Genomic DNA, 14,865 nt, shown 5'->3' with positions numbered 1-14,865 from the left:
TTCTGAGGGGATAAAATTCGTTACGCTGCTGGCCGGCGGGGCGCTGGCCGGTCGGCATTTGATCTTAGATCTTCTGCGGTCGCGCGACGATTGCTACCTCTTCGTTGACGTGCACATGCCTGCCCGATCGGATGGCTAAGACGATGGATGTTCCAGGCGCGCGGATACCAATGGGCTTAGCGGACAGCGAATCCATCGGATGCAGGATTCCTATGAGAGCTCCCTGCTTCACTTCGTCCAACACCGAGCAGCGAGGTTCGAAGATACCGGTTGCAGGCGATTTCAACTCGTCGGACGGACGAGTTTCAAGTATTTGACCGGATTTCTTTTCAAGGAATGTTGGATATTCGGCTTTGCCCTCGACCAACCCGAGCGCGATGAGCGCGTTACGCACTCCAGCCTCGAAGATCGCGAGATTATCCGCACCTACCGTGCCGCCACCAAATTCAGTGCAAACAAATACCTTGCCCTGGTTTTGGGCCAGGATATCGAACATTCCAACCGTGTCGTTATATTCCCAGACCAAAGTCACGGGCAATTTGAACGCTTCCGCCATTCTCACCGTCCTGGCCATGAGATCGCGATCGGCAATCGGATGCGTCGTGGCGGCCGGTGGAAAATCCCACGCTGGTCCGAAGCTGTGCAGATCAAATATCGTGTCGGCCATTGGCAACAATACGCGGGACACCGCATCAGCGATTCGTTCGGTCACTGACCCGTCGCCGCGGCCCGGAAACACGCGATTGAGATTCAACCCGTCGAGCGGAGTATTGCGGCTCCATGCCTGCACGGCCAATGGATTGAGCACCGGTAGGACGATAACCCTTCCACAGGTTTGCGCTTCTGGCAGCCACTCAATAAGCCGTCGCGCGACAAGTGGCCCCTCCAGTTCATTGCCATGGTTTCCGCCGGTGACAAGGAGGCGCGGTCCCTCACCTTTATTGAGACTGAAGATCGGAAGCGAAAGCTCTCCGGAGTCGGCGCCTCCCGGGACAACAAGATGCCCCCTGCTCACGCCGGGCGTCTCGAGATCAAACGTAAGATGTGGTGCTTCGCTCATTGTTCAACCTATTGCGAGTATTCAGGCGATCTGGCAGCCGGGTTCGGTTGCCGTTATGCATTTGCATTTTCCCGCGCTCGAAGTATGCGCCACACGATCGTCAATTCGCCAATATAATGTCCGGCACGGTGCCATCGCGCTTTTAGATGGAGGCCGCTTAGCTGGGACCACGGCTAGTCGATGTCCAAAAAAGAGAAAACGGGAGCGGTGAACCGTTGATACCTGTGCCTACAAAGGACTGCCATCGTGTCTGGCCACGAGGCGGGTTCTTGTAGGGCTTCTGCAGATTCTAAAGCACCACCGAGCCTGCCACGTCCTCTATTTCAGCAGATGTAAATGCCCAATCAGATGCGGCAACTTGGTCGAGCCCTCAGCGCGCCGGGGTCAATCTGATCACTCCAACATCGTTTTCGATGTTGATCTCGGTCCCGAACGGCTCGGATAAAATCCGTAGGCGCTCTAGGATGGCCTTGGCTTGAGGTGCCGAGGCGAACTGAGGGATTCCCCGGTCGGCAAACCGTTTGGAGTGGCCGAGTTCGATGGGATATAGCCGCAATTCGGCAAGTTGGTTCCGCTCGAAACGGCTTACCGTGACAATGCTTTCATAGAAGATCGGGTCTGTGAACCCTTTTGCCATCTCGGCGACCTTCACCTCCGCATCAGTATGGACGCGCGGGTCCTTAGCATATTCGTCAAACATGTCGGCGCCGGTCGGGGTCCCAAGGTCGTCCTCGAAGAAATTACCCAGGCTATAGAAAATCGGCCGGCCCCGATAGATTTCGATGCCTCGCAGCAGATGGGGCCCGTGTCCAACGTACGCGTCCGCTCCGGCGTCGATCATTTTGCGCGCAAAGGATTGCTCGTAATCTGGCGGTTCTTGGCTCAAATTACCAGGCTCGTGGCAGTGGTTGGTGACAATGCAGAAGTCAGAGAACTGCTTGCCGCGGCGAACGTTCCGCAGGATGTCGGCGACATCGCGCGAGTCGGGTTCATAGCTGTATCCCGCCTTGTCGCCCGCCTTGAAGGTCACTCCAGCGATCACGACGCATGTTGGCTCACATTCGGATTGGTAATAAACGGGCAATCCATCGCGCACTTGCCTTAGATTTTTCAGCATATCCGACGGGACCACGATGTTTTGCGCCAAGCGAAGCGGGTTGAGGCCGGGTCTACCAGGGGCCTCGCCAGCGGGATCGCACGCACGAAACATTGGCGCAAATGTTGTGGCCAACGACACCAACCCCACGCGACCGCGTGCCGTTTCGAAGAAACGCGCAGCACCAGCTTGTGCAAGGTTCTCGCCCGTCCCCGCATGGACAACACCGCTCTCATCGAGCACCCGGCTCGTCTCGCGCATGCCTTCAATGCCCCAGTCAAGAGTATGGTTGTTCGCGCGGCCCACGATGTCGAACCCCATCGCCTTCAAGTCGGGTCCGACCTCCGGCAAGCTGAGGTGATACGCGCCGCCGTATTCAGCCTGGGGATATCCCTTGAAAGATCTGCTGTCAAAGATGTTGACTTCCAGATTGCCAAAAGTGACATCAGCATCCTGAAGGATTTTGACGATAGCGCCGAAGCCGGGATCTTGAGATTTTGTCACCGCTCGAGACACGATTAGGTCGCCGACTGCTACCATCGTGAAGCCATCTTCAACGTTCGTTTGAATTGAACCAACCGTATCGTAGTTGCCGTCCTGCTGGACCAGATGAGAACTGCTCACGTGTGAATTTTCTTCCATAGTCCTTCTTCTCTTCTTTTCGCTACATTGGATTGGGTGGTCATGTCAGCGGCGCTCTCGAGATGTTCGAGCGGCGAAAGTTTCTGACATAACCATCGGATCGAGCGAATGATCCCCCGGCACAGGCATTAGATGGAGGATGTCTTGCAGCGGAGCGCGCACATGACAAGCCACGACCCGCCCATCTCCCATAGGCACCAAAGCCGGGACTTCGACACGGCAACGTTCGACCGCGAGCGGGCAGCGCGGATGAAACGCGCACCCGCTAGGCGGATGAATGGGACTTGGCACCTCACCCTCGACGGGCGCCTCCAGCCGAACGCGTGTCGGATCCGGGACCGGTGCTGCCGCGATCAGAGCCTCGGTGTAGGGATGGACCGGCTTGGCAAAGAGCGCCTCGCACGGCGCAAGCTCCACGAGCCGCCCGAGATACATGACCGCGACGCTGTGGCCGATATGCTCCACGACGCCAAGGTCATGTGAGATGAAGACAAAGGCGATGCCCATCTGCTGCTGGAGATCCAGGAGCAGGTTCAGGATCTGTGCCTGCACGGAGACGTCGAGGGCAGACACCGCTTCGTCGGCGATGATGAGAGAGGGGTTGAGCGACAGGGCGCGTGCAATGCCGAGCCGCTGACGCTGACCGCCCGACAATTCGGACGGAAGCCTGTGCATCATCTCGCGCGACATTCCGACTTTTCGGAGTAGATCCGCAGCGAGTGCGTTGCGCTGCCTTCGGCTGAGGCGCTCGAAATTCTCGACGGGTTCCGTGATGATCTGTCCGGCGGTAAGGCGCGGGTTCAGCGACGAGTAAGGATCCTGAAAGACCATCTGCATGCGACGGCGCCAGGCGCGCAGCGCGCCTTTTGTGAGGCCAGCAATATCGGTTCCCTCGATCAGCACGCGTCCGCCGGTCGGCTCGACGAGCCGCATCAGCAGTCGCGCGACTGTGGACTTGCCGCAGCCGGATTCGCCGACGATGCACAGCGTCTCCCCCGCCTCGACGCTGAAGGATACATCCTCCACCGCCCGGATCATCGGAATGCTTTTCTTGAATAGGCCCGAGCCAAGCGGATAATGCTTGGTCAGATTCTCGACTTTCAGCAGAGGACCGTTCATGCGCCCATTACCTCTTCGGCGCGCCAACAAGCTGCGGCCTGGCTCGACCCGACATCACGCAGGATGGGTGTCTTCTCGCGGCAAATATCGATCGCGAAGGGGCAGCGTGGTGCAAAGCTGCAGCCGACAATGGGCTCGCGCAGGTTTGGCACCACGCCGGGTATCTCCGGCAGGCGGTGCTCGCGGCCGCGCCGCCGGTCGGGCACCGATCGCATAAGCCCTTGAGTGTAAGGATGCGCCGGTCGCGCAAACAGGTCGATGACGTTGGCCTGTTCCACGATACGACCGGCATACATCACAATCACGCGCTGGCAGGTCTCGGCGACGACGCCGAGGTCATGTGTGATGAACATCACGGCCGTTCCCGTGCGCTCCTTCAGATCGACGATCAGCCGCAGGATCTGCGCCTGGATGGTGACGTCGAGCGCCGTCGTCGGCTCATCGGCGATCAACAGTTCCGGCGAGCAGGCCAGAGCCATGGCGATCATGGCGCGCTGGCGCATGCCGCCCGACATTTCATGGGGGTAGTTGTTGACGCGACGCTCAGGGTCCGCGATGCGGACGAGACGTAGCATCTCTTCGGCTTTCTTCATGGCCGCCGGGCGGGAAGCCTTGGTGTGGATCTGAACCGCTTCGGCGATCTGGTGCCCGACCGTATAGACCGGGTTTAAGCTCGTCATCGGCTCCTGGAAGATCATGGCGATCCGGTCGCCGCGGATCTTGCGCATCTCCCGATCGGACAGTCCAAGCAGGTCGCGACCCTGGAAGCGGACCTCGCCGCCAACGGTCCTGGCGCCCCGCTTTGGCAACAGGCGAAGGATCGACAGGGCCGTCACGCTCTTCCCGCATCCGGATTCGCCGACGACGCCGAGCGTCTCGCCTTTCTTGACCTGGAAACTGATGCCGCCCAGCGCACGGGTGACGCTGTCTTCGCCAAAGAAATGCGTTTCGAGGTCTCGCACCTCGAGCAGCAGGTCGTTTCCTAGCCTTTGATGCATCTGCGTGTCAGCGCCTCTGCCTGGCGCGGGGATCGAACAGGTCGCGCAGGCCGTCCCCGAGCAGGTTGACGGCAAGGACGGTGACGGCCAGGCAGATACCGGGGGCAAAGATCGTCAACGGCGCGATGGCGAGATAAAGCCGCGAGCTGGCGATCATGTTGCCCCAGCTCGGAATCTCGGGCGGAACGCCTACGCCAAGAAAGCTGAGCCCCGCCTCCGTCAGGATCGCGCTGGCGCAGACAGTAGCGCCCTGCACCATCAGCGCCGGAATAGTGCTGGGCAGGATATGACGCCACAGCACCCTTGTCAGGCGCGCCCCGCCGCACAGCGCGGCCTCAACATAGGGGCGCTCGCGAACCCCCAGCACCACCGACCGGACCAGCCGTGCGACGGCTGGGGTCTCGGGGATCGCGATCGCGACGATCAGGATGCCGAGCCCCGGACCTGTTAGAGAAATGAGCGCAATCGCCAGCAGGATCGTCGGGATCGACATCAGCCCGTCCATGATCCGCATGACGACATTGTCGAAGCTGCGGCTGTAACCAGCGATGACACCGATCAGGAGCCCGATCAGGGAAGCGCTCGCCGCCGACAGCAGCCCGACCAGGAGCGAGATGCGGGCCCCGAAGATCGTTCGCGCAAACACATCCCGCCCGAGATTGTCGCTGCCGAACCACATTTCGGCGGAAGCCGGCTGCAGCCGCTTGAACGGATCCATGTTCCCCGGATCGCCGGCGTAAACCCGCGCCGCCAGCGTCAGGATGATCAGAAGCCCCAGTAGGCCGCCGCCTGTCAGGACGAGCGGATGACGCCTTGCTAGACGCGGAAGATCAGACAGGCGCAGTCGCCTCGCCGGGACATCTTCAACTGGTGCCGACAAAATCGTCATATCAGTACCGTATACGAGGATCGATCAGGGTGTAGGCCAGATCGACCGTGAGGTTGATGAGCACGTATAGACCCGAGGTCACGATCAGCACGCTCTGGATGATCGGATAGTCGCGGTTGCTGATAGCATCGACGACCAGCCGGCCGATGCCGGGTATGTTGAACACCGTTTCGGTGAGGACCACGCCGCCGATCAGATAGGCGAAGCTGATGCCGATCACCGTCAGGATCGGGACGCCGGCATTCTTGAGGGCGTGGTGGATAAGCATGGCATAGGACGAAGCGCCCTTGGCGGCCGCCGTTCGTATGTAGTCTTCCGACAGCACCTCAAGCATGCTCGCCCGCGTCACCCGGGCGATGAACGCAATGAAGCCAAGACTTAACGCCACGGTGGGCAGCACCAGATGCACGAACCACGGCCCGAGGCCACTCTCGATCGGCAGGTAGCCCTGAACCGGCAGCCAATGTGTTCTGATGGCGAAGAAATATATCAGAAAATAGCCGATGACAAAGACCGGGACCGAATAGCCAAATGCCGAGAAGACCGCGAGCAGGCGGTCGATGAGCCCGCCGGTTCGCCACGCGGCAAGAATGCCGAATGAGACTCCGACCGTCACCGAAAGGATCATCGTCAGCATCGACAGCGAAAGGGTCGGCTCAAGCCGCTGCGACATCAGATCGAGAACGGGTCGGCCCGCAAAGATCGAGGTGCCGAAATCGCCGCCCAGCATGTCGCGCACCCAATGCATGAACTGAACCGGCATGGGATCGTTCAGGCCGAGCTTTTCGCGGATGCCGGCGATCATGTCGGCCGTCGCCGACTTGCCGGCGATGATCGCTGCCGGGTCGCCGGGCGCCATCCTGAGCAGCAGAAAGACGAAGATCCCGACCATCACCATGACAGCGATCGCCGAAACCAATCTGCGCAGGATGTAGGCCGCCATTAGGCGGAGGCTTTCCGCATGTTCCACATGGGGACTATCTGCGGCATGCCGATGAGATCTGTGAGTGACTTGCGGTGCGCGACCGGCGAGACATATGTTCCCAACCTCACGTCGCCGACAAAGTCCCACCAGATTGGTTGCATCTTGCGGGCCAGTGCCTTTCGCTCATCGAGCGTTGCGACATCTGCCCATTTGGCCCGCAGCGCCTCATACTCATCGTTCTTCGGCCAGCCGTACCAAGCGTCGTCTCCATTCGCGAGGAGAAGGGGGCTGGCGAGCGGATTACCTAGCGAATAATCGAATTCGGCCGTGATAAACATACTCCAGCCGCCGTTCTCAACGGGGTCCTTTTTCGCTCGGCGCGCGGTCAGTCCGCCCCAATCCATAGGCGCAAGCTCGGCATTGATGCCGATCTTGCGCAGTTCAGCTGCCAGAAACTGCGAGGCATTGTCGGACTCGCGCCAGTCGGTCGGATCGAGAATGACCACCTTCTCGCCGGCGTATCCAGCCTCCTTGAATAGCTGCTTGGCTTTTTCCGGGTCACCACCCTTCTTGTACCATCCCGTGTCCTCCTCGTTGGACACGAGCGTATCCTTGCCGAATATCGAAGTGACGGTGTCGACGTATTTTGGGTCTGGGTACATGATCCGCATGAACGCTTCCTGATCAATGAGGTGAAGCACCCCTTGGCGCGCCTTGATGTTATTGAACGGCGGATGCAGGAAGTTCATGCGAAGCACCACGTCCCAGCCCTGCTTGTCCAGAACCTGAAGTGCAAGATTGAGATCGCCCTCGATCACCGAGAACAGATCGGCTGGTGGCGACTCTACGTAATCGACCTCGCCTGCTTGCAAAGCCGCCATTGCCGTCTGCTGGTCAGCGATAACATCCCAGATGACGCGATCGACATTGACGACCTTCCCCCCGGCCAATCCCTCGGTCGGCTCCTTGCGTGGAACGTATTTTTCATTGCGATCATAGGTGATGCTCGCGCCTGGCTTGGCAAGAGCTTCATTGAACCTGAACGGGCCCGATCCGATATTCGTGGTCACCTGCTCCGTCGCGGGGCGATTCGCATCCTTCTCGCGCATTATGAAAAGGCATGGCGGCGTAAGGTCTGCCAGGATATCGATCAAAATCCCAAGCGATTCCTTGAGCGCGATCGTGAAGGTCTTCCCGTCCTTCGTCGAGATATCGCTGGCGCGAGCCATGATCAGCTGGCCGCCGGGATGCACCTGGCCCCAGCGACGGATCGAGGCCACACAATCCGCCGCGGTCACGGGGGTGCCGTCGTGCCAGCTGAGCCCCTCCCGCAATTCGAATGTATAAGTCTTCTTGTCGTCTGAAACGCCCCATTTCCCTACCATTTGCGGCCGCGGCATAAACTTGGAGTCGAGCGAGAACAGCGTGTCGTAAATCGCCGCCCCGTGGTCGGCGGTGATGTTCGTCGCCGTCCAGATCGGGTCAAACACACGCAGGTCGCCCTTCACCATATGCACCGTCCGCGCTGAGGCTGGCGATGTCTGCGCCCGCAGGACCGAAGGGATTGATAAAGCCGTTCCGGTGACCAAGCCCACTTTAATTAGGTCGCGTCGAGAGACTGTCATGTTCCAGTTCCCCTTAAATTAGTGGCGAGGCGGATCCGCGCCTGTGGGCAAATCTCGGAAAGTCTGACGTTCCCAATTGCAGGCTCTTATGACGACTTTCCGCCTACCAATCAGCATCACTCGCAAGCGGTCGTCAAATGCAGTTTGTATATGTCGTCATCTAAAAGCGAGATGGATAGCTGTCGAACGCAGCGCCGATCTGCGAAGCGGCACGCGGCCGGCGATACAATTCGGCCTGACCGAGAGTAAGACGCAGCGTGTTAGGTCTTCGCGCCGATTTCCGGCGGATCTTCCGATATCATGGATGAAGAACAGCGGCCTTCATCGCTTGGATGCTAACCTTGCGGAACAGGGAGTTTTCCTGGTCCGCTCCGAAAGCAGGGGCAGATCGCCTTCTGGCCACTCAGCGACGCCGAATGGATCGCGAAATTGATGATATCGGGACGGAGATCGAACGGCGACAATCTAGTCTACTAATTTGGCGTTGTCCGGGCCTCAATCACAGCGGGGAATGGCTACGACCGAGTACGAGAAGGAGGCGCCGCCACCAATCGTGCGACTGTGTTCAATGCGGGCCGGGCGTAGCGCTACGGATTTCGAGTGATTCCCGTCTCTCTGCAATCAAACACACGTAAACTGTCGGATCTTACAGCAGTTTTAGGAGAAACCTCTAGGCGCCTTCTAGTCCCTTTCTCGAACACTATGTCATCTACGTAGTGAAACCCAATCTTCAGATTTTTGATGAGCGAGCGAGTGTTACCTGGGCGAACGAACGCAGTCACTTTATTAATTTCTAAATAGTCGAAAGCAAATTGCACTACCGCTCTCCCAGCTTCGACCGCGATGCCTTTCCCGGAGGCAGCAAGGTGGAGGCGGGTTACAATTTACACGTTGCTCTCCTCTACGGAGTCTCCCCGTACAAGTCCACAGTAACCAGCGAATTTTTTGGCCTTACCCTCGTCTTTGATATCGATTATCCAATAGCCGAAACGATGATGCTGCCAATGATTGATGAACTGAAGAAGCTCAGCTTTCGTCTGCTCTATTGTCGGAGAGACTCCGTCTCTGATGGCGTTTACCACGAACGGATCGCTATGCAGTCCATGCAGAAGAATCTCGTCGCAATGCGACGGACACCTTAGGATGAGGTGGGACGTTTCGAGGGTGTACATCGGAAGATTCCTCTCTGGGCTGGCACTTTATAGTTTACGGAAGCTTAACAAAGTTTGAGCCATAACCTTTGAATGCGCGCTCCTTGGTTTAGATTTCTATGAACTCCCTTGTTTCGGGATGCTGTCGTTTTTTAAGATTCACTGATAGGCGCGGTTAATGCACGCTGGTATTGCTGAAGGCACCTAATGGTCTCCGCCTGACATAAGAGTTCTGGGGTAGAATTACCTGCTGCCTGTGCATCATGCGCGGTAGAATATCTCTAGCCGTCTCGCCTTCTGATCATCGGCGGCTGACCGCCCTGGTCATCGACCGCAACAGTCCGCAGAAGAATGTCTGGCGTGCCGAGACCGTGCTGTTGAGCGCCGATGGTGTTGGCACCGTCGAAATCATGCGGCGGACCGGCAAGTCCAAAACGTCTGGCGGTTGACAGCGAGCGCTTCGCAGAGGAAGGCTTTGAAAAACTGCTGCGCACAAGAAGCGGCCCTCGCGCACCCCCCGCTCGGCCCGGATGTCGCCGAACGCGTTGTTGCGCTCACGCTCGAAGACCCGCCCGCCGAGACGACGCGCTGGACGGCCGCCATGATGGCGAAGGTAGCCGACATCAGCGCCAGCGCCAGCCAGCGCATCGGGAAGGCGTATGGTCTTCAGCCACACCGCTCGCGGCAGTTCAAGCTCTCCAACGATCCGACATTTGTCGACAAACGGCGCGATGTCTCGGGCTTTACGTCGGTCCGCCGTCTGATGAAATTTTGCAGATCCAGGCGCCGGACCGAAGCCCCAGCCTGGCCTGTCCATGAAGCTGGGAGGCGGGGGCACCATGGCGCATGACTAGAAGTAGCACGGCACCACCGCTCTCTTTGCCGTGACCAACTTGCTCGACGGCGCGGCCGCAACATGCAGCGGCACCGCCACCAGTAGTTCATTCGCTTCCTCAATGACATCAACGCCGAAAGGCCGGCCAACAAGGCCGTCCAGTCTCGACAACTACTTGCTCACAGCTACCGAAAGTGCGCGCGTGGCGGCATCAGCGCTTCGCCTTCCGTTAATCGCAACGAATTTCCTAACCCTGGCCAAAGTGTACGGGCCGCGGCTTTGATGTACGGGCTCATATTTCAGAAGCACCGCTCATTGCAGGTCCAAATCTCACGCGAAGCTCTTCGTCGCTGCTTAGCGGCCAGACTTGTGGCGGGCACAACTAGGCGCTGAAGTCCCTTGCTGCTCTCCCCGATCCTGGATTCCGTGTCAGGACTTGGTAAAATCAGAAAATACTTCTCCCCTACTGCGATAAAGCTTTCATTATCTCCTATCTGCCGCACCTTCGCTTCCGGCCCAGAAGAACGAACTGAAGATTATTACTAGTCCCCAACTGGTGGAAACGGTGTGATCGACCAATTGATTAAATCGACAGCACGCTGAAGGGCGATCTCGGTCTCAGCAAGGCGCGGGGAAACAGCTATGACCCATCCTAGCGAGTCTCGGTAATCACCTTGCCTGACAATCGGCGTCTTGGGTTCAACATACAATTTGACCGCGGCGACACCTGGTACAGCAGCCGCCAGACTGTCGCCATCAATCCAATCGAGGATGCCATCGCGATCAGGAAGCAGGCACCGCCAGGCAGCAATGTGAGACTGCCTTCTGCGCAAATCCCATTCCTTACCAATGACAAGCTTGATGTGCTCGGCGATGAGATCGACGCCGTAGGCCAGCTGAACCGCATCAGGACCGCCACCAAGACGCGGATTGACTTCAATGACGACCGGGCCCCGCTTGGTCCACCGGAGTTCAACGCACGTTGGTCCCCAGCCAAGGTCGAGAGCTGGCAAACAACTCAGCGAAACGTTGGCGATACGCTCATGCTCCTCATCAGCAAGCGGTGCTGGAAAGATGCCTTCACGGAAGACGAAATGCGGTGGGCGGTCGAAATCAGCGGCCTCAATCCCAAACACCTCATTTCCCATTATATGAACAATATAATGGGGGCCTTGTGCGAATTCTTCGACCAGTATCCTCGACGAAGACTGCAATACGTGCTTCCCGCCCAACAGAAAGGCTGTATATTGAGCCACCTCTTCGACGGTACGGCCCAATCGGACACCGATGCTGCCGCTGCCTACCGTAGGCTTCAGAACTACCGGCAGGCCGAGCTCCGCAGCGCAGCTTTCAACCTCCGCCGCATTCGCTGCGAGGCGATATGCAGGTATCGGAACCCCAGCCTCCGCAAGGAGCTGACGTTGAGTGAATTTGTCGCAGCATCGTTCAATCGATGCGGGGTTCGGTCCTGGTAGATTGAAATGCCGGCAGAGCTTGCCAACTGTCGCATAGACCGACTCGTCGTCACCCGCAAACCCAGTAATGCCAGCAATGCCGTACGTTGCATGCAACCAGGAACATTCGCGGATCAGCGCATCGAGATCGTCTGTATTGACCCGGATTGCCTCAACGTTTTCCACCGCAAGATAGTTATACCGGTCTGGATCGGCTGAAAGGGTAACTGGATGAAGACCTAGACGCTGGGCCGCCTGGATATATAACGGACCATTGCTCCTTGAGCCTTCAATCAGGATGAGCGCTCTTCTCGCCATGGCTGTTAACTCCGATGTTGTGTGCTGTTGGGCGTCTGAGGCGTAAAAGCAACATCACAGCTTTTTGCTGTACCCCGGCTTAATCTACCACAGTCAGATACCTGCGATCGCGAAGACTTGTGAGTTTTTCATGCAAGATCTGTTACACGACGGAATTAGTCGATTCCTCGGTGGTGATGCTGCACAGCAGGGCATGGCCTAGGAGCCTGTCCGACACGCGGGCTGGGGTCGCTTGTAGCTGGCCCTCGATCCCGTCCGGCAGCTTTTGAATGAGGCTCCCAAAGGCGAAGGTCAGATTGGATGCGCCCAGCACCGCGACAAAAATCTGCGCCGGTAAATGACGCCGGTCGCCGGATCGATCACCGGGACCGTGTGCCCGGAATAGCCCGTCTGCATCACCGCGCCCGCCGCATGCCGATTGCTGAATGTCGCGCTCGTCCGGCGTTCGAAAGCGGCGAAGTGCTCGCAGAACCAGGTGTAGCCGTAGCCGTCGGGATGGACGGCGCGATACTCCTGCCACAATAGCGTCAGCGCCACTGTTTCGTCATCATTCCCGAGAATTGCAATGGAGCCGGAGCGTCAGACGAAAGCAGGGGTCCCTGCGTTCGAAGAGCGCTTGGTCAGGACAACCCAGACATGCGCCATCTTGGCGGCAAGTGCGACAACAGCTTTGTTCCGGTGCATATCGATCATCTGCAAGGCCTGGAAAAAAGAGCCCGGACGATTCACACTCCATCCGCTCCGCGCTACCTAACTGCGCTAGGAGTAAGGGGCTGCAGGCTGTTCCTGTTCATTCACACTCGGAAATGGTGTGATCGACCAGCTAACTAAGTCGACGGCACGCTGAAGTATTGCCTGGGTCTGAGCAAGGTTGGGCGAAACGGCCATGACAGATCCGAGAGAGTCTCGGTAATCACCTTTCCTGACGATCGGCTTGTTGGGTTCAACATAGAATTTGACCTCAGCGACACCTGGTACAGCAGCGGCCTGACTGCCGTTGTCGATCCAATCGAGGGTGCCATCGCGGTCGGGAAGTAGGTTCCGCCAGCCCGCAACGTTTGAGTGCGTTTTGCGCAAATTCCATTCATTGCCGATGACAAGCTTGATGTGCTCCGTAATGAGATCGACACCGTCAGCCAGCTGGATGTGTTGAGGACCGCCACCAAGGCGCGGATTGACTTCAATGACGACTGGACCAACCTTCGTCCACCGGAGTTCAACGAAGCTTGGCCCCCAGCCAAGGCCGAGAGCGCGCAAACAGCTCAGCGATACATCGGCCATGCGTTTCTGCTCGTGACCAGTAAGCGGTGCCGGATAGATGCCCTCACGAAAGACAAAATGGGGTGGACGGTCGAAGTCAGCAGCCTCAATCCCAATAACCTCATTTCCCATAATATGGGTGGCATAATAAGGTCCTTGTGCGAATTCTTCCACGAGTATTCTCGGGGAAGACCGCCATGTGTACTTACCGCCCAACAGATAGGTGGTATGTTCGGCTACTTCGTCCACATTGCGGCACAATCGGACACCGCTGCTGCCGGTGCCTACGGCCGGTTTGAGAATCACTGGGAGGCCAATTTCGGCGGCAGCGATTTCTGCATCCGCGGTGTTCATTGCCAAGCGATAAGCAGGCATTGCCACGCCAGCCTCAGCGAGGAGCTGACGTTGAAGGAATTTATCACAGCATCGTTCAACCGATTCGGGGTCCGGGCCCGGTAGGTCGAAGTGCCGGCAGAGCTTGCCAACCATCGCATAAATCTCTTCCTCGGCGCCCGTAATGCCTGCAATCTTATAGGTCGCACGCAGCCGGGAACATACGTGGATCAGCGCATCGAGATTGGCTGTATCGACAGGGATTGTATCAACGCTTTCTGCTGCAAGGTAGCCGTACGGAGCTGGATCAGCCGACAGGGTAATTGGATGAAGACCAAGACGCTGGGCCGCTTGGACGAATAGCAGACCCATACTCCTATGGCCTTCAACCATGATGAGCGCTCTTCTTGTCATTGGCCCTGACCTTTATTGCATGCTATGCGGTGGTCCGAGCGTAAAAAGCATCAGCTCCTTATCGCTCCCGGACCTCAGATTTGGCGGTGAAGTTATCACTGTCGGCGGCCTGCGGTTGCAAAGATTCGCTAAGCTTTAGTTTAAGATTCAACGATTAACGCTGCAGCCGTTGCAGCGCGGCGCGCTCTGACAAAGCTGCGTGCCGACGTTCCGGCGAAGCAGCTGTGGCGCATTTTGTCAGGCCCGGAGAGTTCTGGTGTCCGCCCGCGGTCGCGGCGTCGTTGATCCTTCTTCTCGAACGCCGAGCTCAACGCGGCGATCGCCTAACTGCTAGAGAATCTGAACAATCGGCCGATGCGCCATGTCGGCCAAAGCCGCCGCGAACTGTTCGAGGAGATCGAGCGGGCCGCCTTGAAGCCGCTGCCGGCGGCCGTTCTAATACCCGAGTGGAAGTCGGCGAAGGTCCACCTGACATCGAGTCCGACAAATGCTTCCCTATAATCTTGCTCCCCTATAATCTGCCACGGCTCGTCCTACTGTGATGAGGATCGGCTCGGCCCGCCCGAGTAACCCTCGGACGCGCAGTGTAGGGCGAGCCACCTCACCGGCAGAAGCGGACATACGGTCTTACTCTCGATCAGCATCTGCTCACGAAGGTTGCGGTCAAGTGTAAGACCGTATGTCCGCTTCTGCCGGTGAGGTGGCTCACCCTACACTGCGCGTCCGAGGGTTGCTCGGGCGGTCCG

Annotated in this window: 11 protein-coding genes and 3 pseudogenes; 4 read left to right on the top strand and 10 right to left on the bottom strand. The window is 58.2% G+C overall.

The genetic code is table 11. From position 1 onward, the window contains the following. Window positions 1-64: 64 nt before the first annotated feature. The 7 genes from FJ490_RS25755 to FJ490_RS25725 all read right to left on the bottom strand — a co-directional run bounded on the left by FJ490_RS25755 (window position 65) and on the right by FJ490_RS25725 (window position 8,354). On the bottom strand, window positions 65-1,060 hold the full coding sequence (locus FJ490_RS25755; RefSeq protein WP_064994212.1) for a succinylglutamate desuccinylase/aspartoacylase family protein: 996 nt from the start codon (window positions 1,058-1,060) through the stop codon (window positions 65-67). Between the two features lie 370 nt (window positions 1,061-1,430). After that, window positions 1,431-2,798, bottom strand: a complete 1,368-nt coding sequence (locus FJ490_RS25750) for a CapA family protein (RefSeq protein WP_064994213.1) — start codon at window positions 2,796-2,798, stop codon at window positions 1,431-1,433. A gap of 45 nt (window positions 2,799-2,843) precedes the next feature. Next, complete coding sequence (locus FJ490_RS25745) at window positions 2,844-3,917, bottom strand: oligopeptide/dipeptide ABC transporter ATP-binding protein (protein ID WP_064994214.1); 1,074 nt, start codon at window positions 3,915-3,917, stop codon at window positions 2,844-2,846. Next, window positions 3,914-4,915 (bottom strand): ABC transporter ATP-binding protein, encoded by a 1,002-nt coding sequence (locus FJ490_RS25740; protein WP_064994215.1) that lies wholly within the window; start codon window positions 4,913-4,915, stop codon window positions 3,914-3,916. The genes FJ490_RS25745 and FJ490_RS25740 overlap by 4 nt, the downstream gene beginning before the upstream one ends. Before the next feature lie 7 nt (window positions 4,916-4,922). Further along, entirely contained in the window at window positions 4,923-5,804 is an 882-nt protein-coding gene (locus FJ490_RS25735; RefSeq protein WP_064994216.1) for an ABC transporter permease, read from the bottom strand. 1 nt (window position 5,805) lies between these two features. Next, on the bottom strand, window positions 5,806-6,747 hold the full coding sequence (locus FJ490_RS25730) for an ABC transporter permease (protein ID WP_064994217.1): 942 nt from the start codon (window positions 6,745-6,747) through the stop codon (window positions 5,806-5,808). Next, entirely contained in the window at window positions 6,747-8,354 is a 1,608-nt protein-coding gene (locus FJ490_RS25725; RefSeq protein WP_064994218.1) for an ABC transporter substrate-binding protein, read from the bottom strand. Before FJ490_RS25725 ends, FJ490_RS25730 begins: the two co-directional genes overlap by 1 nt. Before the next feature lie 812 nt (window positions 8,355-9,166). Between FJ490_RS25725 and FJ490_RS25715 the strand changes: the two genes are divergently transcribed. From FJ490_RS25715 to FJ490_RS33295, 3 genes and pseudogenes are all read left to right on the top strand, one after another. Continuing rightward, the gene (locus tag FJ490_RS25715; protein ID WP_064994219.1) at window positions 9,167-9,496 is read left to right on the top strand and encodes a hypothetical protein; all 330 of its coding nucleotides are present in this window, start codon (window positions 9,167-9,169) and stop codon (window positions 9,494-9,496) included. A gap of 272 nt (window positions 9,497-9,768) precedes the next feature. Then, a complete protein-coding gene (locus tag FJ490_RS25710) occupies window positions 9,769-9,954 on the top strand; it encodes a hypothetical protein (protein WP_064994220.1) in 186 nt (61 codons plus the stop codon). A 191-nt stretch (window positions 9,955-10,145) separates the two neighbouring features. Continuing rightward, a pseudogene (locus FJ490_RS33295) lies at window positions 10,146-10,267 on the top strand (IS630 family transposase); the annotation flags it as partial. A 615-nt stretch (window positions 10,268-10,882) separates the two neighbouring features. Here the strand turns inward: FJ490_RS33295 and FJ490_RS25700 are convergent. The 3 genes and pseudogenes from FJ490_RS25700 to FJ490_RS25690 form a co-directional block, all read right to left on the bottom strand. Then, window positions 10,883-12,112, bottom strand: a complete 1,230-nt coding sequence (locus tag FJ490_RS25700) for an acetyl-CoA carboxylase biotin carboxylase subunit family protein (protein WP_084015912.1) — start codon at window positions 12,110-12,112, stop codon at window positions 10,883-10,885. Window positions 12,113-12,341: 229 nt separating this feature from the next. Further along, window positions 12,342-12,649, bottom strand: a pseudogene (locus FJ490_RS25695) (IS21 family transposase); the annotation flags it as partial. 222 nt (window positions 12,650-12,871) lie between these two features. Continuing rightward, window positions 12,872-14,119 (bottom strand): acetyl-CoA carboxylase biotin carboxylase subunit family protein, encoded by a 1,248-nt coding sequence (locus tag FJ490_RS25690; protein WP_064994224.1) that lies wholly within the window; start codon window positions 14,117-14,119, stop codon window positions 12,872-12,874. Between the two features lie 267 nt (window positions 14,120-14,386). Here FJ490_RS25690 and FJ490_RS25685 point away from each other — a divergent pair. Then, window positions 14,387-14,587 (top strand): annotated as a pseudogene (locus tag FJ490_RS25685) (IS21 family transposase); the annotation flags it as partial. Window positions 14,588-14,865 lie beyond the last annotated feature (278 nt).

Origin of the sequence: Mesorhizobium sp. B2-5-11 (assembly GCF_006440835.1) — a bacterium.
In the GTDB taxonomy this organism is placed as follows: domain Bacteria; phylum Pseudomonadota; class Alphaproteobacteria; order Rhizobiales; family Rhizobiaceae; genus Mesorhizobium.
This window is presented reverse-complemented; position numbering and strand designations above follow the sequence as displayed.